At 71.5% G+C, this 19,210-nt stretch carries 17 protein-coding genes; 10 read left to right on the forward strand and 7 right to left on the reverse strand.

Annotated elements, in window-relative coordinates; all coding sequences use genetic code 11:
• Window positions 1-40: 40 nt before the first annotated feature.
• The 7 genes from gap to pgi all read left to right on the forward strand — a co-directional run bounded on the left by gap (window position 41) and on the right by pgi (window position 7,327).
• Window positions 41-1,045, forward strand: coding sequence for a type I glyceraldehyde-3-phosphate dehydrogenase (gene gap / locus ACRAS8_RS26935; protein WP_438488585.1), 1,005 nt, complete (start codon window positions 41-43; stop codon window positions 1,043-1,045).
• A gap of 111 nt (window positions 1,046-1,156) precedes the next feature.
• Window positions 1,157-2,368, forward strand: a complete 1,212-nt coding sequence (locus ACRAS8_RS26940) for a phosphoglycerate kinase (RefSeq protein ID WP_438488586.1) — start codon at window positions 1,157-1,159, stop codon at window positions 2,366-2,368.
• 30 nt (window positions 2,369-2,398) lie between these two features.
• The gene (gene tpiA, locus ACRAS8_RS26945; RefSeq protein ID WP_438490607.1) at window positions 2,399-3,154 is read left to right on the forward strand and encodes a triose-phosphate isomerase; all 756 of its coding nucleotides are present in this window, start codon (window positions 2,399-2,401) and stop codon (window positions 3,152-3,154) included.
• A gap of 138 nt (window positions 3,155-3,292) precedes the next feature.
• The gene (gene secG, locus ACRAS8_RS26950; protein ID WP_438488587.1) at window positions 3,293-3,529 is read left to right on the forward strand and encodes a preprotein translocase subunit SecG; all 237 of its coding nucleotides are present in this window, start codon (window positions 3,293-3,295) and stop codon (window positions 3,527-3,529) included.
• A gap of 152 nt (window positions 3,530-3,681) precedes the next feature.
• Complete coding sequence (locus ACRAS8_RS26955) at window positions 3,682-4,017, forward strand: RNA polymerase-binding protein RbpA (protein WP_016578660.1); 336 nt, start codon at window positions 3,682-3,684, stop codon at window positions 4,015-4,017.
• A 259-nt stretch (window positions 4,018-4,276) separates the two neighbouring features.
• Complete coding sequence (locus tag ACRAS8_RS26960; protein WP_438488588.1) at window positions 4,277-5,617, forward strand: MFS transporter; 1,341 nt, start codon at window positions 4,277-4,279, stop codon at window positions 5,615-5,617.
• 57 nt (window positions 5,618-5,674) lie between these two features.
• The gene (gene pgi / locus ACRAS8_RS26965; protein WP_438488589.1) at window positions 5,675-7,327 is read left to right on the forward strand and encodes a glucose-6-phosphate isomerase; all 1,653 of its coding nucleotides are present in this window, start codon (window positions 5,675-5,677) and stop codon (window positions 7,325-7,327) included.
• An 89-nt stretch (window positions 7,328-7,416) separates the two neighbouring features.
• Here pgi and pgl read toward each other — a convergent pair whose 3' ends face one another.
• Genes pgl through tkt form a run of 5 tightly spaced genes read right to left on the reverse strand, consistent with a single transcriptional unit; the run spans window position 7,417 to window position 14,080 of the window.
• Window positions 7,417-8,223, reverse strand: a complete 807-nt coding sequence (gene pgl, locus ACRAS8_RS26970; RefSeq protein WP_438488590.1) for a 6-phosphogluconolactonase — start codon at window positions 8,221-8,223, stop codon at window positions 7,417-7,419.
• The gene (gene opcA / locus ACRAS8_RS26975; protein ID WP_438488591.1) at window positions 8,220-9,290 is read right to left on the reverse strand and encodes a glucose-6-phosphate dehydrogenase assembly protein OpcA; all 1,071 of its coding nucleotides are present in this window, start codon (window positions 9,288-9,290) and stop codon (window positions 8,220-8,222) included. The genes pgl and opcA overlap by 4 nt, the downstream gene beginning before the upstream one ends.
• Window positions 9,287-10,819: a glucose-6-phosphate dehydrogenase gene (zwf, locus tag ACRAS8_RS26980; protein WP_438488592.1), complete on the reverse strand. Its 1,533-nt coding sequence runs from the start codon at window positions 10,817-10,819 to the stop codon at window positions 9,287-9,289. The genes opcA and zwf overlap by 4 nt, the downstream gene beginning before the upstream one ends.
• A gap of 5 nt (window positions 10,820-10,824) precedes the next feature.
• On the reverse strand, window positions 10,825-11,943 hold the full coding sequence (gene tal, locus ACRAS8_RS26985) for a transaldolase (RefSeq protein ID WP_438488593.1): 1,119 nt from the start codon (window positions 11,941-11,943) through the stop codon (window positions 10,825-10,827).
• 34 nt (window positions 11,944-11,977) lie between these two features.
• Window positions 11,978-14,080, reverse strand: coding sequence for a transketolase (gene tkt / locus ACRAS8_RS26990; RefSeq protein WP_438488594.1), 2,103 nt, complete (start codon window positions 14,078-14,080; stop codon window positions 11,978-11,980).
• A 527-nt stretch (window positions 14,081-14,607) separates the two neighbouring features.
• Between tkt and ACRAS8_RS26995 the strand changes: the two genes are divergently transcribed.
• The 3 genes from ACRAS8_RS26995 (at window position 14,608) to ACRAS8_RS27005 (ending at window position 17,253) form a co-directional block, all read left to right on the forward strand.
• Window positions 14,608-15,564, forward strand: coding sequence for a heme o synthase (locus ACRAS8_RS26995; protein WP_438488595.1), 957 nt, complete (start codon window positions 14,608-14,610; stop codon window positions 15,562-15,564).
• A 129-nt stretch (window positions 15,565-15,693) separates the two neighbouring features.
• Complete coding sequence (locus tag ACRAS8_RS27000) at window positions 15,694-16,080, forward strand: hypothetical protein (RefSeq protein WP_438488596.1); 387 nt, start codon at window positions 15,694-15,696, stop codon at window positions 16,078-16,080.
• A 129-nt stretch (window positions 16,081-16,209) separates the two neighbouring features.
• Complete coding sequence (locus tag ACRAS8_RS27005) at window positions 16,210-17,253, forward strand: amidohydrolase (RefSeq protein WP_438488597.1); 1,044 nt, start codon at window positions 16,210-16,212, stop codon at window positions 17,251-17,253.
• A 16-nt stretch (window positions 17,254-17,269) separates the two neighbouring features.
• On the opposite strand, the gene ACRAS8_RS27010 is transcribed toward ACRAS8_RS27005, so the two are convergent.
• A complete protein-coding gene (locus ACRAS8_RS27010; protein WP_438488598.1) occupies window positions 17,270-18,262 on the reverse strand; it encodes a COX15/CtaA family protein in 993 nt (330 codons plus the stop codon).
• Window positions 18,263-18,346: 84 nt separating this feature from the next.
• Window positions 18,347-19,141: an ABC transporter permease gene (locus ACRAS8_RS27015; protein WP_438488599.1), complete on the reverse strand. Its 795-nt coding sequence runs from the start codon at window positions 19,139-19,141 to the stop codon at window positions 18,347-18,349.
• Window positions 19,142-19,210: the final 69 nt, after the last annotated feature.

Here is a 19,210-nt window from a genome sequence, read left to right on the forward strand (position 1 = left end):
CCGGTATCCAAAACCGGCGTACCAACGAGGAGATCGGTTCGTGACGATCCGCGTAGGCATCAACGGATTCGGCCGCATTGGTCGCAACTACTTCCGCGCGCTCCTGGAGCAGGGTGCGGACATCGAGATCGTCGGTGTCAACGACCTGACCGACAACGCCACCCTGGTCCACCTGCTGAAGTACGACACCATCCTGGGTCGCCTCAAGCAGGACGTCAGCCACACCGACGACACCATCACGGTCGGCAACCAGACCTTCAAGACGATGGCCGAGCGCGACCCGGCGCAGCTCCCCTGGGGCGAGCTCGGTGCCGACATCGTCATCGAGTCGACCGGCATCTTCACCAAGCGCGAGGACGCCGCCAAGCACCTCGCCGCCGGCGCCAAGAAGGTCATCATCTCCGCGCCCGCCAAGGGCGAGGACATCACCATCGTGATGGGCGTCAACCAGGACAAGTACGACGCGGCCAACCACCACGTCATCTCCAACGCCTCCTGCACCACCAACTGCGTGGCGCCGATGGCGAAGGTGCTCGACGAGAGCTTCGGCATCGTCAAGGGCCTGATGACGACGGTCCACGCGTACACCAACGACCAGCGCATCCTGGACTTCCCGCACAGCGACCTGCGCCGCGCCCGGGCCGCCGCGGAGAACATCATCCCGACCTCGACGGGCGCCGCCAAGGCCACCGCCCTGGTCCTCCCGCAGCTCAAGGGCAAGCTGGACGGCATCGCCATGCGCGTCCCGGTCCCCACCGGCTCGGTCACCGACCTCGTCGTCGAGCTGGACCGCGAGGTCAGCAAGGACGAGATCAACGCAGCCTTCCAGAAGGCCGCCGAGGGCCAGCTCAAGGGCATCCTTGAGTACACCGAGGACCCGATCGTCTCCTCGGACATCGTGAACTGGCCGGCCTCCTGCACGTTCGACTCCTCGCTTACGATGGCGCAGGGCAAGCAGGTCAAGATCGTCGGCTGGTACGACAACGAGTGGGGCTACTCCAACCGCCTGGTGGACCTCACCACCTTCGTCGGCGGCCAGCTCTGATCACCGCCTGACGTCACCCAAGGCACCGGAATGTGAGGACGGGGCTCGCAGGGCGCGGAAACGCGTGCTGCGGGCCCCGTCCCATGACGGACTACAACGGAGTCACTTCACATGAAGACGATCGACGACCTCGCCACGGAAGGCGTCGCCGGCAAGCGGGTCTTCGTCCGCGCCGATCTCAACGTTCCCTTGGACGGCACCACCATCACCGACGACGGCCGGATCCGCGCCGTCGCCCCGACGATCGCCAAGCTCGCCGGGCTCGGCGCCAAGGTGATCGTCGCCTCCCACCTGGGCCGTCCCAAGGGCGCCCCGGACCCGGCCTTCTCGCTGGCCCCGGCGGCCGAGCGGCTCGGCGAGATCCTCGGCCGGGCCGTGGCGTTCGCCACCGACACGGTCGGCGAGTCGGCCGCGTCCGTGGTCGCGGGTCTGGCCGACGGACAGGTGGCCGTCCTGGAGAACCTCCGCTTCAACGCGGGCGAGACCAGCAAGGACGACGCCGAGCGCGGCGCCTTCGCCGACCAACTCGCCGAGCTCGCCGACCTCTACGTGGGCGACGGCTTCGGTGCCGTGCACCGCAAGCACGCCTCCGTCTACGACCTGCCCAAGCGGCTGCCGCACGCCGCCGGCGACCTGATCGCCACCGAGGTCGGCGTCCTGAAGAAGCTCACCGAGGACGTCAAGCGTCCCTACGTCGTGGTGCTCGGCGGTGCCAAGGTCTCCGACAAGCTGGCCGTCATCGACCAGCTGATCGAGAAGGCCGACCGCATCCTCGTCGGCGGCGGCATGGCCTACACCTTCCTCAAGGCCAAGGGCCACGAGGTCGGCATCTCGCTGCTCCAGGAGGACCAGGTCCCGGCCTGCCTGGAATACCTGGCGCGCGCCGAGAAGCGCGGCGTGGAGTTCGTGCTCCCCGTCGACGTGCTGGTCTCCGCCGAGTTCCCGGACCTCAAGGGCAAGACCCCGGCCACCTACGACGTGGTGGCCTCGGACGCCATCCCGGCCGACAAGGAGGGCCTGGACATCGGCCCGAAGACCCGCGAGCTGTACGCCGCCAAGCTCGCCGACGCGGCCACCGTCTTCTGGAACGGCCCGATGGGTGTCTTCGAGCACCCCGACTACGCGAACGGCACCAAGGCCGTCGCGCAGGGGCTGCTGGACTCGCCCGCCTTCACCGTCGTCGGCGGTGGCGACTCGGCTGCCGCCGTGCGCCTGCTCGGCTTCGACGAGAATGCTTTCGGCCACATTTCGACCGGCGGCGGCGCAAGCCTCGAATACCTCGAAGGCAAGACGCTCCCCGGCCTCGCCGCTCTGGAGGACTGAACAACCGTGACCGCAGCACGTACCCCGCTGATGGCGGGCAACTGGAAGATGAACCTCAATCACCTCGAGGCCATCGCCCACGTCCAGAAGCTCGCCTTCGCCCTCAACGACAAGGACTTCGACCAGGTGGAGGTCGCGGTCCTGCCGCCCTTCACCGACCTGCGCTCGGTGCAGACGCTCGTCGACGGCGACAAGCTCAAGATCAAGTACGGCGCCCAGGACCTGTCGGCGCACGACTCCGGCGCCTACACCGGCGAGATCTCCGGCGCCATGCTGGCCAAGCTCAAGTGCGCCTACGTGGCCGTCGGCCACAGCGAGCGCCGCCAGTACCACGGCGAGGACGAGGAGATCTGCAACGCCAAGGTGAAGGCCGCCTTCAAGCACGGCGTGACCCCGATCCTGTGCGTCGGCGAGGGCCTCGACGTCCGCAAGGCCGGCAACCACGTCGCGCACACCCTCGCCCAGCTCGACGGCGGCCTGAAGGACGTCCCGGCCGCGCAGGCCGAGACCGTCGTGATCGCCTACGAGCCGGTGTGGGCCATCGGCACCGGCGAGGTCGCCACGCCCGAGGACGCGCAGGAGGTCTGCGCGGCCATCCGCGGCCGCCTCGCCGAGCTCTACAGCCAGGAGCTGGCCGACAAGGTCCGCATCCAGTACGGCGGCTCGGTCAAGTCCGGCAACGTCGCGGCGATCATGGCGCAGCCCGACGTGGACGGCGCCCTGGTCGGCGGCGCCTCCCTGGACACGGACGAATTCGTGAAGATCGTCCGCTTCCGCGATCAGTAGCAGCTATGACGACGGGCCCGGCCCGTCGTACCCTGTCGGGGCCGGGTCCGGTGTCGTGCGCACCGCCCGGCCCCGCACCGTCCGGCAGCGCCCGGCCGGCACGTTCCGTCCGACAGTCCTCAGAGAGTTGGTCCAGCCGTGGTCATCGGGTTCTCGATCGCCCTCATCATCTTCAGCGTGCTGCTGATGATGTTGGTGCTCATGCACAAGGGGAAGGGCGGCGGCCTGTCCGACATGTTCGGTGGCGGCATGCAGTCCTCGGTCGGCGGCTCCTCGGTCGCCGAGCGCAACCTCGACCGCATCACCATCGTGATCGGTCTGCTGTGGTTCGCCTGCATCGTGGTGCTCGGCATCCTGGTCAAGCTCGGCAGCTGACATACCGTCGAGGGCGCGGCCTATCATGAAGGCAGCGTCCCGGGACGGTAACTCGTGTCACTGGACGCGCGTTGGGCCTTACGTACACTGGGGCGCCCGCAGCGCAGTCGCTGTGAGAGGCACGCGGCACCATTACGCAGGGAGTTACGACCGTGGCAAGTGGCAACGCGATCCGAGGAAGTCGGGTCGGGGCGGGGCCGATGGGGGAGGCCGAGCGCGGTGAGTCCGCGCCGCGCATCCGCATCTCCTTCTGGTGCTCCAACGGGCACGAGACGCAGCCCAGCTTCGCCGGCGATGCCCAGGTGCCGGACACCTGGGACTGCCCCCGCTGTGGTTTCCCGGCCGGCAAGGACCGGGACAGCCCGCCGGACCCGCCGCGCACCGAGCCGTACAAGACGCACCTCGCCTACGTCCGGGAGCGCCGCAGCGACGCCGACGGTGAGGCGATCCTCGCGGAGGCGCTCGCCAAGCTCCGCGGCGAGATCTGACGGCTCCGCGGCGTACCGCGCACACCGCTCACGACGACCGGCCCGGCCGGAGGGGACATCGAGCCTCCTCCGCCGGGCCGTTCGCGTACCCGGGGCCCGTCGCGCGGTGCCGTGCGGTGCTGCGTGATGCTGGGGACAACGGCATCTGAGGTGCGGGGCGGGGAAGTTGCCCCAGGCCCGTTGTCAGTGGCGGGCCGTACGGTGGGGAGCAGAGACGGAGCCCGTTCGGGTTCCGTGGAGGCGCGGTACGGGGGCGGACATGGCGCGGACGGAAGCGTACGTGGGCGGCGCGGCGGGAGTCGGCGCGTTCGCCTGGCGCGGCGGGTTCGGGCGGCTGTGGAGCGCCGCCGCGGTCTCCCGCTTCGGTGACGCCCTGAGCGGCACCGCCCTCCCGCTGCTCGCCCATGCGCTGACGTCCGACCCGCTGCTGATCGCGCTGGTCACGGCCTGCGGCTTCGCGCCGTGGCTGCTGTTCGGGCTGCTCGGCGGCGCGATTGCGGACCGAGTGGACCAGCGGCGCGCGATGTGGGCGGTCGATGTGTTGCGTGGGCTGCTGATGGGCGGCTTCGCGCTGGCGGTGGCGGCCGGGGCGGCCGGCATCGGCCTGCTGCTGGCACTGGCCTTCGCGCTCACCACCCTCCAGACGCTCTTCGACAACGCCGCCACGGCCCTGCTGCCGGCGGTGGTGCCCAAGGAGTCGCTGACCTCCGCCAACGCCCGTCTGATGACCGGCCAGGAGGTCGTCGGCCGGTTCGTCGGGGGACCGGTGGCACCGCTGCTGATCGGGGTGGGCCTGGCGCTGCCCTTCGCGGCCGATGCGGCGACGTATCTGGTCGCCGCCGCCCTGGTGGCGTCGCTGCGCACCGGCGGCCCGCCCCGTCCGCCGGCCGCCTCCGGGCGCACCCTGCGGCGGGAAGTCGCCGAGGGCATACGGGCGTTGTGGGGCGACCGGGTGCTGCGGTGGCTCTGCCTGTCGGTGGCGCTGGGCAACGTCGGCATCGGCGCGCTCATCGCGGAGCTGGTCGTGGTCGTCAAGGACTGGCTGGGCGCCGGGGACTACGGCTATGTCGCGGTGACGACGGGCTACGGCGCCGGCACGGTGCTCGGCGGGCTGATGGCCGGCCGGGTCGTCGCCGCGGTCGGCGGCCGGTTCCGCACCCTGTTGCTCGTCGGCGTGGTACAGACCGCGGCGCTGGTGGCGTTCGGCACGGTGCGGGCACTGTGGCCCGCGGCTCTGGCGCTGGGCCTGTTCGGCTTCGCCGGCACGGTGTGGAACGTCCTGGAGACCACGCTGGTGCAGCAGCGCGCGCCGAAGGCCATGCTCGGCCGGATCAGCTCCGCGTTCCGCACCGTCTCGATCGCCGGGACGCCGCTGGGAGCGCTGCTGGGCGGCGGGTCCGCGGTGGCCTGGGGGCTCAACTCCCCGGCGCTGGTGGCCGCCGCGCTGCTGGGTGCCGGTGCGGTGGTGCTGACACCGCTTGTCCGGGGCGGCGACGGCACGACGTTCGACGGCACATCGCTCGACAGCACGTCGTTCAACAGCGCAGCCTCCGATGTCACAGCCTCCGACAGCGGACAGATACCTCATACCACGCCCTGATCAATTAGGTTGGAGGGCGGCGGGGCCGCTAACGAGACGAAGAAGGCTGATGTCCCAATGAACGCAGAAGGCCGCGGCAGGCTCGACCAGACGCCCGAGTGGACGGCGTTGGGCAAGCACCGTGAGCAGATGGGGGAGGTGCACCTGCGCGAGCTGTTCGCCAAGGACCCCGGCCGCGCCGGGCGCTTCACCCTCCAGGTCGGCGATCTGCACCTGGACTACTCCAAGCACCTGGTCACCGACGAGACGCTGCGGCTGCTCCGCGAACTCGCCGCGGCGACCGGCGTGGCCGAGCTGCGGGAGGCGATGTTCCGCGGCAAGAAGATCAACCTCACCGAGGACCGCTCCGTGCTGCACACCGCGCTGCGGGCCCCCGGTTCGTCGGTCGTCACCAGCGACGGGCAGAACGTCGTCCCCGCCGTGCAGCATGTCCTGACGAGGATGGGCACCTTCGCCGACCGGGTCCGCTCCGGCGACTGGAAGGGCCACACCGGCCGGCGGATCAAAACGGTCGTCAACATCGGTATCGGCGGCTCGGATCTGGGCCCCGCGATGGCGTACGAGGCGCTGCGCGCCTTCACCCACCGCGACATGCAGTTCCGCTTCGTCTCCAACGTGGACGGCGCCGACCTGCACGAGGCGGTCCGCGACCTGGACCCGGCCGAGACGCTGTTCATCATCGCCTCGAAGACCTTCACCACCATCGAGACGATCACCAACGCCGGCTCCGCCCGCGACTGGCTGCTGGCCGGTCTCGGAGCCGGTCAGGAAGCGGTCGCCAAGCACTTCGTGGCGCTGTCGACCAACGCCGAGAAGGTCGCCGCGTTCGGCATCGACACCGACAACATGTTCGAGTTCTGGGACTGGGTCGGCGGCCGCTACTCCTTCGACTCCGCCATCGGTCTGTCGCTGATGATCGCGATCGGCCCGGAGCGGTTCCGCGAGATGCTGGCCGGCTTCCACCTCGTCGACGAGCACTTCCGCACCGCCCCGCCGGAGGAGAACGCCCCGCTGCTGCTGGGCCTGCTGGGCGTCTGGTACGGCGACTTCTGGGACGCCCAGTCGCACGCCGTGCTGCCGTACAGCCACTACCTCTCCAAGTTCACCGCCTATCTCCAGCAGTTGGACATGGAGTCGAACGGCAAGTCCGTGGACCGCCAGGGCCGGCCGGTCGGCTGGCAGACCGGCCCGGTGGTCTGGGGCACCCCCGGCACCAACGGCCAGCACGCCTACTACCAGCTGCTCCACCAGGGCACCAAGATGATCCCGGCCGATCTGCTCGGCTTCGCCCGGCCGGTCGAGGACCTCCAGCCGCGCCTGGTCGCCCAGCACGACCTGCTGATGGCCAACCTCTTCGCGCAGGGCCAGGCGCTGGCGTTCGGCAAGACCGCGGACGAGGTGCGCGCCGAGGGCGTCGCGGAGGAGCTGGTGCCGCACCGCACCTTCCAGGGCAACCACCCCACCACCACGATCCTGGCGTCCGAGCTCAGCCCGTCCGTGCTGGGCCAGTTGATCGCGCTCTACGAGCACAAGGTGTTCGTCCAGGGCGCGGTGTGGAACATCAACTCCTTCGACCAGTGGGGCGTCGAGCTGGGCAAGGTCCTGGCCAAGCGCGTCGAGCCGGCGCTCACCGAAGGCGCCGAGGTGCCGGGCCTGGACGACTCCACGGCCGGCCTGGTCGCCAAGTACCGCGAGCTGCGCGGGCGTTGAGCCACGGACGCCGACGGCCCCACTCCCGCGAAGGGGGGTGGGGCCGTCGGCGTCAGGGCGGTGCTCCGGTGGTCCGGTGCGCCGTCGCGTCAGGAGGAGGCCGGGGGGTACAGGTCGCGCGGCAGCTGGGCGGCGGCGGCCTCGTCCAGCAGCCACAGCGTCCGGCTGCGGCCGCGGGCGCCGGCCGCCGGGGCCTGCACCTCGCCCGCGCCGGAGAGCGCGATGGCCGCGGCGTTGGCCTTGTCCTCGCCGGCCGCCAGCAGCCAGACCTCCCGTGCCGCGCGGATCGCGGGCAGGGTCAGCGAGATCCGGGTGGGCGGCGGCTTGGGCGCGCCGTGCACGCCGACCACCGTCCGCTCCTGCTCGTGGACCGCCGGGAGTTCGGGGAAGAGCGAGGCGACATGGGTGTCCGGGCCGACGCCCAGCAGCAGGACGTCGAAGGCCGGCACCGTGGCACCCGCGGCGTCGGTCGCCGACTGGTAGTGCTCCGGGCCCGTGGCGGCGGCGAGTTCGGCGGCGTACGCCTCGGCGGCGGCGTCCGCGTCATGGCCGTACGGGCCGTCCGAGGGCGCCATCGGGTGCACCCGCGCCGGGTCCAGCGGGACGCTGTCCAGCAGCGCCGCACGGGCCTGGGTGTGGTTGCGCTCGGGGTCACCGTCCGGCAGGAACCTTTCGTCACCCCACCACAGGTCCAGCCGGGACCAGTCGACCGCGTCCCGGGCGGGCGCCTCGGCCAGGGCCGCGAGCAGCCCGTTGCCGTTGCGCCCGCCGGTCAGCACGACGGAGGCCGAGCCCCGGGCCGACTGGGCGTCGACGATCCTGGTGATCAGCCGGGCCGCGGCGGCCTTGGCCATCAGCTCCTTGTCGCGGTGGACGACGACCTGCGGGGTGCTCACTTGGCGGCCGCCTTCTTGGCCGGCGCCTTCTTCGCCGCCTTCTTGGCGGCGTCCCCCGCCTCCCCGGCGTCCGCGGTGTCCGCCGACGGGCCGCCGTCCGCCGGGGCGGTCCGGGCATCCGCGGCGGACGTCCCGGCGCCCGGCACCTGGAGCCGTTCCACGCCGTACTTCAGCGCGGCGGCGTAGATGTCGTCCGGGTCGAGCCGGCGCAGCTCCTCGGCGAGCAGCTCGGAGGTCTCCCGGCGCTTGAGCGCCACCGCACGGTCCGGCTGGCCGGGCATGGTGAGCGTGGCCAGCGAGGCGTCCGGGCGGCCCAGCACGATGGTGCCGGCGGTGGTCTCCAGCCGCACTGCGGTGAGCCCGGGGCCGGCCGAGACGGCGCGGGTGACCGGGACGTCCAGCCGGCCGGCGAGCCACATGCCGAGCAGCTCGCAGCTGGGGTTGAACTCCTCGCCCTCGACCACGGCCGAGGTGACCCGGCACGGCGACTGGTCGAGCGCCGCCGCCAGCATCGAGCGCCACGGCGTGATCCGCGTCCAGGACAGGTCGGTGTCGCCGGGGGTGTAGGTGTCGGCGCGACCGGTCAGCTCCGCGATGGGCTCCTCGGCGGCGTAGGCGTCGGTGACCCGGCGCTGGGCCAGCGCGCCGAGCGGGTCCTTGGCCGGGTCCAGCGGGGCGTTGACGGCCCACCAGACCACGACCGGGGCGTCCGGCAGCAGCAGCGGCAGCACCACGGACTGGGCGTGGTCGATCGCCTCGCCGTACAGCCGCAGCACCACCGTCTCGCCGGTGCCGGCCTCCGTGCCCACCCGCACCTCGGCGTCCAGCCGGGCCTTGGCGCGGTCGCGCGGGGTCCGGCTGACCCGCTTGATCACGACGAGCGTGCGCGAGGGGTGCTCGCGCGAGGCGTCGTTGGCGGCCCTCAGCGCGTCGTAGGCGTTCTCCTCGTCGGTGACGATGACGAGGGTGAGCACCATGCCGATGGCCGGGGTGCCGATCGCGCGGCGGCCCTGTACCAGTGCCTTGTTGATCGCGCTGGCCGTGGTTTCCGTCAGATCGATCTTCATGGCCGACGCCAGCTCCGTCCGTCTCGTGCGAGCATTTCGTCCGCCTCGACGGGGCCCCAGGTGCCCGCCGGGTACTGCGCGGGCTTGCCGTTGCGGTCCCAGAACTCCTCGATCGGGTCGAGGATCTTCCAGGACAGCTCGACCTCCTCCAGCCGCGGGAAGAGGTTGGCGTCACCGAGCAGCACATCGAGGATCAGCCGCTCGTACGCCTCGGGGCTGGACTCCGTGAAGGACTCGCCGTACGCGAAGTCCATCGACACGTCGCGCACCTCCATGGAGGTGCCCGGGACCTTGGAGCCGAACCGCACGGTCACGCCCTCGTCCGGCTGGACGCGGATGACCAGGGCGTTCTGCCCCAGCTCCTCGGTGGCGGTGTGGTCGAAGGGGGAGTGCGGGGCGCGCTGGAAGACCACCGCGATCTCGGTCACCCGCCGGCCCAGGCGCTTGCCGGTCCGCAGGTAGAACGGGACGCCCGCCCAGCGGCGGTTGTCGATCCCGAGCTTGATCGCCGCGTAGGTGTCGGTCTTCGACTTGGGGTCGATGCCGTCTTCCTGGAGGTAGCCGACGACCTTCTCGCCGCCCTGCCAGCCCTCCGCGTACTGTGCCCGGACGGTCTCCCGGCCCAGGTCCTTGGGCAGCCGGACGGCGCCCAGCACCTTGGTCTTCTCCGCCACCAGCGCGTCCGCGTCGAAGGAGGCGGGCTCCTCCATGGCGGTCAGCGCGAGCAGCTGGAGGAGGTGGTTCTGGATGACGTCGCGGGCCGCGCCGATGCCGTCGTAGTAGCCGGCCCGGCCGCCGATGCCGATGTCCTCGGCCATCGTGATCTGCACGTGGTCGACGTAGGAGCGGTTCCACAGCGGCTCGAACATGGTGTTGGCGAACCGCAGCGCCAGGATGTTCTGAACCGTCTCCTTGCCCAGGTAGTGGTCGATCCGGAAGACCTCGTTGGGCGGGAAGACCTCGTGGACGATCTGGTTGAGCTCCTGGGCGCTCTTCAGGTCGTGGCCGAACGGCTTCTCGATGACCGCGCGGCGCCAGGAGCCTTCCTTCTGGTCGGCCAGCCCGTGCTTCTTGAGCTGCTGGACGACCTTGGGGAAGAACTTCGGCGGCACCGAGAGGTAGAAGGCGTAGTTGCCGCCGGTTCCCTGGGCCTTGTCGAGCTCCTCGATGGTGTTCTTGAGGGTCTCGAACGCCTCGTCGTCGTCGAAGTCGCCGTGGACGAAGCGGCAGCCCTGGACCAGCTGCTGCCAGACCTCCTCGCGGAAGGGCGTACGGGCGTGCTGCTTGACGGCCTCGTACACCTCCTGGGCGAAGTCCTCGTTCTGCCACTCGCGACGGGCGAAGCCGATCAGCGAGAAGCCCGGTGGCAGCAGACCCCGGTTCGCGAGGTCGTACACCGCGGGCATCAGCTTCTTCCGTGACAAATCGCCCGTGACGCCGAAAATGACCAGGCCCGACGGCCCCGCGATGCGCGGGAGCCGTCGGTCCGCGGCGTCACGGAGCGGATTCGCTCCATGAACAGCGGTCAAGGGGATCAGCCCTCCGAGGGAGCGAGGCGCGCCAGCTCCGCCTCGGTCGACTTGAGCAGGTCGTTCCAGGCGGACTCGAACTTCTCCACGCCCTCGTCCTCCAGGAGCTGCACGACGTCGTCGTACGAGATCCCGAGCGCGGCGATCGCGTCGAGGTCGGCCTTGGCGCCGGCGTAGGTGCCGCGCACCGTGTCGCCGGTGATCTCACCGTGGTCGGCGGTGGCCTCCAGGGTGGCCTCCGGCATGGTGTTGACGGTGCCCGGGGCGACCAGGTCGTCCACGTAGAGGGTGTCCTTGTACGCGGGGTCCTTCACGCCGGTGGAGGCCCACAGCGGACGCTGCTTGTGGGCGCCCGCCTTGTCGAGGGCGGCCCAGCGGTCGGAGGCGAAGACCTCCTCGTACGCCTGGTACGCGAGCCGGGCGTTGGCCAGGGCGGCCTTGCCCTTGAGGGCCTTGGCCTCGTCCGTGCCGAGCTTCTCCAGGCGCTTGTCGATCTCGGTGTCCACACGGGACACGAAGAACGAGGCCACCGAACGGATCTCGGACAGGTCCAGGCCCGCCGCCTTGGCCTTCTCCAGACCGGCGAGGTAGGCGTCCATCACCTCGCGGTAGCGCTCCAGCGAGAAGATCAGCGTGACGTTGACGCTGATGCCCAGACCGATCACCTCGGTGATGGCCGGCAGGCCCGCCTTGGTGGCCGGGATCTTGATCAGCGTGTTCGGGCGGTCCACCAGCCACGCCAGCTGCTTGGCCTCGGCGACCGTCGCCACGGTGTTGTGCGCCAGCCGCGGGTCCACCTCGATGGAGACCCGGCCGTCCTGGCCACCGGTGGCGTCGAAGACCGGGCGCAGCACATCGGCCGCGTCCCGGACGTCCGCCGTGGTGATCATGCGGATGGCTTCCTCGACGGTGACCTTGCGGGCGGCGAGGTCGGCGACCTGCTGCTGGTAGCCGTCGCCCGAGGAGATCGCCTTCTGGAAGATCGACGGGTTGGTGGTGACGCCGACGACGTGCTGCTGGTCGATCAGCTCGGCCAGATTGCCGGACGTGATGCGCTTGCGCGACAGGTCGTCCAGCCAGATCGCCACGCCTTCGTCGGAGAGGCGCTTGAGTGCGTCTGTCATGGGTTCTGCATCTCCTACTTGTCGTATACGGGCGTCAGCGCGCGGCGGCGGCGATCGATTCCCGGGCGGCGGCGGCCACCGCTTCCGGGGTGAAGCCGAACTCGCGGAAGAGGAGCTTGCCGTCGGCCGAGGCGCCGAAGTGCTCCAGCGACACGATCCGGCCGGCGTCGCCGACGTAGCGGTACCAGGTCAGGCCGATGCCCGCCTCCACCGCCACCCGCGCCTTCACGGACGGCGGCAGCACGCTGTCCTTGTACGCCTGGTCCTGCTCCTCGAACCACTCCACCGACGGCATCGACACCACGCGGGTCGGGACGCCCTCGGCCTGCAGCTGCTCGCGCGCCGCCACGGCCAGCTGCACCTCGGAACCGGTGGCGATCAGCACGACCTGCGGCTCGGCGGCCGCGCCGTCGGCCCCTTCGGCCTCGAAGCGGACGTAGCCGCCCTTGGCGGTGTTCTCGTCGGCCTCGTACGTCGGCACGCCCTGGCGGGTCAGCGCCAGACCGTGCGGGGCGCCCACGCGGAACTCCTTCGTCCAGCGGCGCATGATCTCGCGCCAGGCGAGCGCGGTCTCGTTGGCGTCGGCCGGGCGCACGACGTTCAGGCCCGGGATGGCGCGCAGCGAGGCCAGGTGCTCGACCGGCTGGTGGGTCGGGCCGTCCTCGCCCAGACCGATGGAGTCGTGCGTCCACACGTACGTCACCGGCAGGTGCATCAGGGCCGACAGCCGGACGGCGTTGCGCATGTAGTCGGAGAACACCAGGAAGGTGCCGCCGTAGATGCGGGTGTTGCCGTGCAGCGCGATGCCGTTCATCTCCGCGGCCATGGAGTGCTCGCGGATGCCGAAGTGGACGGTGCGGCCGTACGGGTCGGCGCCCGGCAGCGGGTTGCCCTCCGGCAGGAACGACGAGGTCTTGTCGATCGTGGTGTTGTTCGACCCGGCGAGGTCGGCGGAGCCGCCCCACAGCTCGGGGACGACCGCGCCCAGCGCCTGGAGGACCTTGCCGGAGGCGGCACGGGTGGCCACCGCCTTGCCGGTCTCGAAGGACGGGATGTGGTCCTCCCAGCCTTCGGGCAGCTTGCCCGCGGCGATCCGGTCGAACTCGGCGGCGCGCTCGGGGTTGGCGGTGCGCCAGGCGGCGAACGACTTCTCCCACTCGGCGCGGGCCTCGCGGCCGCGGTCCAGGGCGCGGCGGGTGTGCGCCAGCACCTCGTCGGCGACGTCGAACGACTTCTCCGGGTCGAAGCCCAGCACCCGCTTGGTGGCGGCCACCTCCTCGTCGCCCAGCGCGGAGCCGTGCGCGGCCTCGGTGTTCTGGGCGTTGGGGGCCGGCCAGGCGATGATCGAGCGGACCGCGATGAACGACGGGCGCTCGGTCTCCGCCTTGGCGGCCTCCAGAGCCTTGGCCAGACCGGCCGGGTCCAGGTCGCCGTTGGGCAGCTGCTCGACGCGCTGGACGTGCCAGCCGTACGCCTCGTAGCGCTTGAGGGTGTCCTCGGAGACGGCGGTCTGGGTGTCGCCCTCGATGGAGATGTGGTTGTCGTCCCACAGCATGACGAGGTTGCCGAGCTTCTGGTGGCCGGCCATGGAGGACGCCTCGGCGGCGATGCCCTCCTGGAGGCAGCCGTCACCGGCGATGACGTACACCATGTGGTCGAAGGGGGAGGTGCCCTGCGCCGCGTCGGGGTCGAACAGGCCGCGCTCGTAGCGGGACGCCATCGCCATGCCGACCGCGTTGGCGACACCCTGGCCCAGCGGGCCGGTGGTGGTCTCCACGCCGGTGGTGTGGCCGTACTCCGGGTGGCCCGGGGTCTTCGAGCCCCAGGTGCGGAAGCCCTCCAGGTCCGCCAGCTCCAGGCCGTAACCGGCCAGGAAGAGCTGGATGTAGAGGGTCAGGCTGGAGTGGCCCGCGGAGAGGACGAACCGGTCGCGGCCGGTCCAGTCCGCGTCGGCGGGGTCGTGCCGCATCAGCTTCTGGAAGAGAACGTAGGCGGCGGGCGCCAGGCTCATGGCCGTACCCGGATGGCCGTTACCGACCTTCTGCACGGAATCCATGGCCAGGACGCGGACGGTGTCCACCGCCCGCTGGTCCAGTTCGGTCCACTCGAAATCTGTGGTGGTCGGCTTGGTGCTCACCCTGAGTCAGGGCTCCTCTCCACATGTCGAACTCGGACGGCAGATCCGCCCAGGCGGTGTCGAGCCTACCCCCGCGCATACGCCCGCCTTTTCGACGCTCAGTCGGCGATTCAGGCGCTCAGTCGGTGCTCAGTCGGCGGTCCTGGCGCTCACCCGGCGGGTGGTGTCGCACGCGCGGGAACATCTGTCGCTTCGGGCAACCAAAACGGCACTCGGGGCATTCCCGACGCCGACCGCGCCCCGGGGCTTCCCCTAGTCCAGACTGCCGGGCCGCGAGCGCCTCCGCCTCCCGGGCGCCCGGTGGACGAGCCGGGAAAGCTCCGGACAAACCGCCGTCCGGCCCGTCCGGGGAGGCGCCGTGGCCGCCCCGTGGCCGGGCGCCCAACACGACCCCACCCCCGCGAGAGCCGCCGTATGGCCAACGTCTAAAGTGGCGTGGTAAGCGCAAGCCTTTACCGGGTGTTCACCGCCGGCGGAGCTTGCTGGCCTCATCTCCGCGGCTGCGGCCGCAGACGTTACTTCCAGGGGTGTGCGTGACGGCCGTCGAAACCCGTCCTGCGGGGGGGCTCTCTCAGGTCCCCGGGAGTCCCGGTAACCGGCCGTTCGGGGCCCGGCTCAAGGGGTTCATCGCACTGACCAAGCCGCGGGTCATCGAACTGCTGCTGATGACGACGGTGCCGGTGATGTTCCTGGCGGCCGGCGGGGTGCCGGACCTGTGGCTGGTCCTCGCCACCTGCGTCGGCGGCTACCTCTCCGCCGGCGGCGCCGCCGCGTACAACATGTACCTCGACCGCGACATCGACGCGATGATGGACCGCACCTCCCAGCGTCCGCTGGTGACGGGCGTGGTCTCGCCGCGCGAGTGCCTGGTCTTCGCCACCGCCCTCGCGGTCGGCTCCACCGCGTGGTTCTGGTTCCTCGTCAACCCGCTGTCGGCGATGCTCTCCCTCGGAGCGCTGCTCTTCTACGTCGTCGTCTACACGATGATCCTCAAGCGGCGGACGAGCCAGAACATCGTCTGGGGCGGCATCGCGGGCTGTATGCCCGTCTTCATCGGCTGGTCCTCGGTGACCAACACGGTCTCCTGGGCGTCGTTCATCCTCTTCCTCGTCATCTTCTTCTGGACGCCGCCGCATTACTGGCCGCTGTCGATGAAGGTGACCGACGACTACAAGCGGGTCGGCGTGCCGATGCTGCCGGCGGTCGCGGGCAACAAGGTCGTCGCCCGGCAGATCGTCGTCTACAGCTGGGTGATGGTGGCGGTCTCGCTGCTGCTCCAGCCGCTGGGCTACACCGGCTGGTTCTACACGGGCGTCGCGCTCGCCTGCGGCGGCTTCTGGCTGTGGGAGGCGCACGCCCTGCAGTCCCGCGCCAAGGCGGGCGTCACCGGCGCCAAGCTCAAGGAGATGCGGCTCTTCCACTGGTCGATCACCTACGTGTCGCTGCTCTTCGTCGCGGTCGCGGTGGACCCCTTCCTGCGCTGAGGCAGGCGTCGACGGCCGACCAACGGGCGGGTTCTCCCGGGCCGTTGAGGGAGTTCGGCGACCGGGCCCGGGACGGTCCGTCGGCAGGTGTGGGGGATCACCCTCACAAAAGCGCTACCGGTGGGTAGCATGCTGACCATGGCAGACACCCAGCACGCGGACGAGCAGGCGGCGGGCGGCCCGGCCGCCGCGACCACGGCCGAGAAGCGGGCCGACAAGCAGGCGGCCCGGCTCGCCCGGCAGATCCGCGCCTTCGCGAGCACGCACGGCGGTGCCGCCGAGGGCCAGCTCGCCCACATCGGCCGCGGCCGCACCCGGATCGCCCTGGTCGGCGCCAACGGCGAGTGGGGCAACCTCGTCGCGGACAGCTACGCCGCCGCCAAGAAGGCCGCCGAGCAGGCCGGCATCGCCCTCCAGGACGACTTCGACGGCGAGCTGGCCGCCAAGGTCCGCACCGGCCGCTACGAGTGGTCCCGGATGGCCGGTATCCAGCTGGGCGGCCCGGCCAACGCCTGAGCCCGCGCTCCCGCCCCGGTGCCGTGCGCCGGGGCGCATCGCCCGCTACCTCACCACCCGCTCGGCCGTTAAGCTCACCAGGCGCGGTGGACCGGCCACGCCCGGCGGGCTGACGGCGAGGAGAGGCGGATGGACACACTCCCCCCGCTCATCGACCAGTACAGTCACGGTGCCGTCCACGGTGAACTCGGCCTCGGTTCCTTCGAGGCCCATCTGGCCGCCGCCGTCGGTGCCCAGGGTCCGGCCCCCGCGGGCACCAGCCACTTCGACACCCGCACCGGCCTGGCGTTACGCCGCTGGTGCCCTCCGCTGCTCGGCCTGGAGCGGCACTGCCCGCCGGTGCGCTATCTGGCCCGGCGGCGCGAGATCGGCGCCTTCCGCGCGGGCCGGACGCTGCTCCGCGGCAGCGGCATCGGTACGTTCCTGGTGGAGGCCGGCGCACCCGGCGGCCTGACCTCGGCGGCCGAACTCGCCGCCGCCGCGCAGGGCCGCGCCCATGAGGTCGTCCGCCTGGAACCACTCGCCGAACAGGTCGCCGACACCTCCGGCAGCGTCGAATCCTTCCTCGGCTACACCGCCGAGGCCCTCTACTCCGCCGCCCAGCACGCCACCGCCTTCGCCTCCGGCGCCGGCTACTGCGAGGGGCGGGCCCCGGAGGCGGGCGAGGTGCGGCGGGCCGCGGACCGCTGGCTGCGCGGGCGCCGCCCGGGGGAGCCGCTGGGGGAACCGGCGCTCGTCCGGCACCTGTTGTGGAGCGCGGTGGCGACCGGCCTTCCGGTGCAGCTGCACTGTGCCGATCCGCAGCCGCTGGCGGCCTTCCTGCGGGCCACCGCCGGGCTCGGCTGCGACCTCGTCCTGCTGCCCCGGGCCCCGCACCACCGGCGGGCCGCGCAGCTCGCCGCCGTGCACCCGCACGTCTACGCGGACACCGGCCCGTGCCCCGAGGAGACGCTGGGCCAGGCGCCGTTCGGCAAGCTGATGTTCTCCTCGGGGGCGCGCGGGCTGCCCGAGCTCTACGTCACCGCCGCGCGGCTCTTCTCACGGGCCATGGCCCGCGTCGTGGGGGAGTGGACCGCCGAGGGGCTGTGCGCCGCGGCGGACGGGCGGCGGATCACCGAGCTGGTCGGCTCGGGAACCGCGCGCCGGGTCTACCGGCTGGCCCCCGCGGCGTAGGGGTTCCCGGGGCGTCCTAGACCGCGGTGGTGGCGGCCGGCCGGGCCGTCGCGGTCTCTCCGTCGGTGAGTGCGTCCGGTGTGGCGGGCACCGGGCCGCGGTCGCGCAGGGCGAGGAAGATCCGCAGCGTCGCGATCCAGACCAGCGTCGAGCCGAACATGTGCAGCCCGACGACCAGCGTCGGCAGGCTCATGAAGTACTGGACGTAGCCGACGACGCCCTGGAAGGCGAGGGTGCCGAACAGCGCCAGGGTGGCGCGGCGCGGGGCCTGCGGCGCCTTGATGGCGCGCAGGGTGAAGAACAGGGCGACCGAGAGCCCGACGACGATGTAGACGAAGTCGACGTGGAGCTGGGTCACTTCCTGCCAGTCCAGCGGGATCCGGTGGACCTTCCGGGCATCGCCCGCGTGCGGGCCGGTCCCGGTGACGACCGTGCCGATCACCGTGAGGGCGGCCACCGCCACCACCAGCACCCAGGAGAGCTGCCGGACCGCCGGGGACACCAGGTCGCGCGGCTCCTCGTCTCCCTCCTTGGCGCGCTGCCAGGCGAGGACGCAGACGGTCAGCAGGGCGCTGGTGAGCAGGAAGTGCGCGGCGACGAGGTAGGGGTTCAGGCCGGTCAGCACGACGATGCCGCCCCAGACCGCGTTGCCCATCACGATCCAGAACTGCGCCCAGCCGAGCCGGGTGAGCGAGCGGCGGTGTGGCGCACGGGCGCGGGCCGCCACGATGAACACCCCGATGAAGGCGCACAGGACGCCGGTCAGGGTGCGGTTGCCGAACTCGACGAGGCCGTGGATGCCCATCTCGGCGGTCGGGGTGAGGCTGTCCGACGTGCACTGGGGCCACGTCGAGCAACCCAGCCCGGATTCGGTCAGCCGGACCGCGCCGCCGGTCACGACGATGACCACGGCCATCACGACGGTGGCGAGCGCCGCCCGTTCGACGAAGCGCGCGGAGGGCTGCCAGCGGCGGGCGATCAGCTCAAAGGGATTCAGCGTGTTCGGCACGGGAGCCATCGTAGGCGGGCCGCTTGTGCGAGTTTTCACGAGGGTCGGGTCGGGGGCGTTCCGGCCGGTGGGCCGGGGTGTCCGCTACTCCCAGCGGAAGAACCGGGCCGCCGCGCCCAGCCCCAGCACGGCCCAGACCGCGAGGATCCCGAGGTCGGCCCAGGGGAGTCCGGCGCCGTGCTGGAGCACCTCCCGCAGGCCGTCCGAGAGCGCGGAGATCGGCAGGAACTGGAGCACCTGCTGGGCGCCGGCCGGGAACTTGTCCAGCGGGACGATCACCCCGCCGCCGACGAGCAGCAGCAGGAAGACCAGGTTGGCGCCGGCCAGGGTGGCCTCGGCCTTGAGGGTGCCGGCCATCAGCAGGCCCAGCCCGGAGAACGCGGCGGTGCCCAGCAGGAGCAGCAGGACCACGGAGACGGGGTTGCCGTGCGGGGACCAGCCCAGCGCCAGGGCGACCGCGGTCAGCAGGACGACCTGGAGGACCTCGGTGACCAGCACCGCGCAGGTCTTGGCGGTCATCAGCCCCCAGCGCGGCAGCGGCGAGGCGGCCAGCCGCTTGAGCACGCCGTAGCGCCGCTCGAAGCCGGTGGCGATGGCCTGTCCGGTGAACGCCGTGGACAGCACGGCGAGTCCCAGGATGCCCGGGGTGAGGAAGTCCACCGGCTTGCCGGCGCCGGTGTCGATGATGCGGACGGCGGAGAACAGCACCAGCAGCAGCGTCGGGATGATGACGGTCAGCAGCAGCTGCTCGCCGTTGCGCAGCAGCATCCTGGTCTCCAGGGCGGCCTGCGCGCGGATCATCCGGGGCAGCGGGGCCGCCCCGGGGCGCGGGGCGAAGGTGCCGGTGGCGGCGCCGGCACCGGTCTCGACGGCGGTCATGCGCGCAGCTCCTTGCCCGTCAGTTCCAAGCTGTGCCTTCCCGGGGGACGCCCCCCGGACCCCCGGCCG

This window comes from Streptomyces sp. S186, from assembly GCF_051603415.1.
Lineage (GTDB): Bacteria > Actinomycetota > Actinomycetes > Streptomycetales > Streptomycetaceae > Streptomyces.

What these genes read in the sequence shown, in the direction of transcription:
- ACRAS8_RS26940 (WP_438488586.1), top strand. Translation starts at nt 1,157, where the DNA reads ATGAAGACGATCGACGACCTCGCCACGGAAGGCGTCGCCGGCAAGCGG.
- tpiA (WP_438490607.1), top strand. Translation starts at nt 2,399, where the DNA reads ATGGCGGGCAACTGGAAGATGAACCTCAATCACCTCGAGGCCATCGCC.
- ACRAS8_RS26960 (WP_438488588.1), top strand. Translation starts at nt 4,277, where the DNA reads ATGGCGCGGACGGAAGCGTACGTGGGCGGCGCGGCGGGAGTCGGCGCG.
- pgi (WP_438488589.1), top strand. Translation starts at nt 5,675, where the DNA reads ATGAACGCAGAAGGCCGCGGCAGGCTCGACCAGACGCCCGAGTGGACG.
- opcA (WP_438488591.1), bottom strand. Translation starts at nt 9,290, where the DNA reads ATGAAGATCGATCTGACGGAAACCACGGCCAGCGCGATCAACAAGGCA.
- tal (WP_438488593.1), bottom strand. Translation starts at nt 11,943, where the DNA reads ATGACAGACGCACTCAAGCGCCTCTCCGACGAAGGCGTGGCGATCTGG.
- ACRAS8_RS27000 (WP_438488596.1), top strand. Translation starts at nt 15,694, where the DNA reads ATGCTGACCATGGCAGACACCCAGCACGCGGACGAGCAGGCGGCGGGC.
- ACRAS8_RS27005 (WP_438488597.1), top strand. Translation starts at nt 16,210, where the DNA reads ATGGACACACTCCCCCCGCTCATCGACCAGTACAGTCACGGTGCCGTC.
- ACRAS8_RS27015 (WP_438488599.1), bottom strand. Translation starts at nt 19,141, where the DNA reads ATGACCGCCGTCGAGACCGGTGCCGGCGCCGCCACCGGCACCTTCGCC.